At 43.7% G+C, this 2,755-nt stretch carries 2 protein-coding genes and 1 pseudogene; all 3 read right to left on the reverse strand.

Annotated features, from left to right (window positions below):
* Nucleotides 1–779: UDP-glucose 4-epimerase GalE (gene galE, locus JWQ85_RS21075; protein WP_299471514.1), on the reverse strand; the 779-nt coding region annotated here is incomplete at its 3' end.
* A gap of 11 nt (nucleotides 780–790) precedes the next feature.
* Entirely contained in the window at nucleotides 791–2,140 is a 1,350-nt protein-coding gene (locus JWQ85_RS21080; protein WP_299471516.1) for a Gfo/Idh/MocA family oxidoreductase, read from the reverse strand.
* A 23-nt stretch (nucleotides 2,141–2,163) separates the two neighbouring features.
* Nucleotides 2,164–2,755, reverse strand: a pseudogene (locus tag JWQ85_RS21085) (glucose/galactose MFS transporter); the annotation flags it as partial.

Raw genomic sequence — 2,755 nt, forward strand, 5'->3', positions numbered from 1 at the left:
TTGCCGGTAAGCTTGCCGCTTTCCTGCAGTTTAAGGGCTGCAATATGCGCATCGGCCAGGTCAACCACGTGGATATAATCGCGGATACAGCTGCCATCCGGGGTATCATAATCATCCCCGAAAACGGTTATTGGCCCGCGTTTGCCTATAGCACTTTGGGTTACAAAAGGCACCAGATTTTGCGGCACCCCAGCAGGCAGTTCACCTATCAAGGCAGTTTCGTGCGCGCCTACCGGGTTAAAGTAGCGCAGGGAAATTATCTGTTTTGTTTTATCTGCTTTAGCAACATCCTGCAAAATTTCTTCGGCTATTTGTTTAGTATTACCATAAGGCGATTCGGCGGTTTTAACCGGGGCCGCTTCACTAACAGGCAACACATCCGGCTGGCCGTAAACCGTGCATGATGATGAGAACACCATGTTTAACTTACGCCCTTCAAATGCTTTAAGAATACTGAAGAGCGAATTAAAGTTGTTCCTGTAGTACTTCAGCGGCTCATTTACCGATTCGCCAACCGCTTTATGGGCCGCGAAATGGATAACACCTTCTAAACCTTTTTCACTATTAATTAAGGCGGCGGTTTTTGCTTCGTCGCACAGGTCGATGTTATGAAAAACCGGCCTTGTGCCCGTAATTTTCTCTATCTGGTCAAGTATCCCTAACCTGGAATTATCCAGGTTATCAACTATTATGGGCTCGTAGTTTGCGCGCAGCAATGCCACTACCGTGTGGGAACCTATATAACCAAGTCCACCGGTCACTAATATTTTTGTTTTCATGTGCCTGTTTCTTAGAACCCGCTATCGTCTAACGCGAAGGTGTTCTTACGCTGTTTCCATTTACCTTTTGTAAAATCAGGGAATTTTTGCGGGGTATTACCCTCTGCAATTGATTTTTCTGATAGTGGTGTTATCACGCTCATAGTTAATGAATCGTACACGTCAATTGGGGTTTGCTTTTTCTGTTTAACAGCTTCTATAAACCCGTTAAATACAAACCAATCCATACCACCGTGGCCTGCGCCTTCTGCGAATTTTTCAAACTTTTTCCAAAGCGGGTGGTCGTATTTCTCGAACCATACACTTGCTTTATCCCATTCGTCGTATTTGGCAGTTTTACCCTCAATATAAACTGATTCGTTCACATCCATCCAGATACCTTCGGTACCCTGTACCCTAAAACCTAATGAATATGGGCGCGGCAAGTGGGTATCATGGTAAAGCGTAACAGTTTCGCCATTGGCACAATTGATCATAGTGGTAGTTACGTCACCATTTTTAAACTTGATCTTAGCGTTTTTATTTCCGGGAGATACTTTGTTAACGTAAGCATTTAACCCGCGTGATTTTGATGAGAACGATACCAGGTTGGTAAAGCTATTACCACGGTTAATATCAATATAATTCATTACCGGGCCCGCACCGTGTGTTGGGTAAATATCGCCATCGCGGTCAACATTCCATTGGGTTCTCCATTGCGCTTCGCCCACGGTATTGGGGCCAAACTCACCGCCCTTGCCATCAAAGCTTTTGCCATCGTTAAATAAAATATTACGCAAATCGTGTTGATAACCACCTTCCAAGTGAATCAGTTCGCCAAAAACGTTTTGTCTTGCCATGTTTAAAGCGGCCAGCACATCGCGGCGATAGCAAACATTTTCCAGCGTCATGTAAGGCATTTTAGTTTCTTCATGAACGTTCAGAATATCCCAGTGGTCTTGTTCGCTTATACCGGCAATTACCTCGCAGCCAACATATTTACCGGCACGCATAGCATCAATAGCCTGGCTTTTGTGGAACTGCCAAGGGGTAGCAATTATAACCCCATCAATATCTTTACGCTCCAATAGCTTTTTGTAAGCGTCCAACCCACCGGTGTATTCTGCAGGCAGTTTCTTTTTAGCTTTTACAAATTGCGCGCGGCAATATTTTAACGAGCTTTCCTGTATGTCGCAAATAGCAACGATCTCTACATCATCGCGAAGCAAACCCTCACCGATGTGGCTACGGCCACGTAGCCCTACACCTATATAACCCAGCCTTACCTTATCTGCATTTTTTGCGAATAATAACCCTGAAGGCAAAATTGTTAAACCAGCCAATCCAACGGCGGTGTTCCTAACAAATTCTCTGCGATCCATAATTTTTAGTTTTAGTTTTTATTTTATGATGATTGTAATGTTTCTTTGTTAAAATTTGACTTTCCTACCTTATGCCCGCTAATAGCGTAATATAAAATAATAAGATAAGCCGGTATAAGTATTATATAACCGTGGCTTGGGTTTAACGCCTGTGCCAATGCACCATATGCCAAAGGCACAATTGCGCCCCCCGCTATACCCATTATTAATAATGATGAACCAATTTTAGTAAACCTGCCCAAACCAGCTAATGCCATGGGCCATATTGCCGGCCAAACCAGTGAATTTGCCAGGCCTAACAATGCTACTGCAGCTACCGAAACATACCCGGTTGTGAGTATCGCTACCGCGGATAAAATTAATCCCAATACAGAAGATATCTTCATGGCCTTTTCCTGACTCAGATATTTGGGGATAAAAAGTATACCCGCCCCATAACCAATAAGCATGCAAAACAGCGTACACGTGGTGAAAAATTTGGCTGTATCCAATGGTATCCCTTGTGTACTGCCGTAGTTAATAATGGTATCGCCGGCAATAACTTCTACACCTACATAACAAAACAGGGTTAAAACGCCCAGTAATAAATGTGGGAACTGCAGGATGCTTGTTTTA

Origin of the sequence: Mucilaginibacter sp. (assembly GCF_028288105.1) — a bacterium.
GTDB lineage: Bacteria > Bacteroidota > Bacteroidia > Sphingobacteriales > Sphingobacteriaceae > Mucilaginibacter.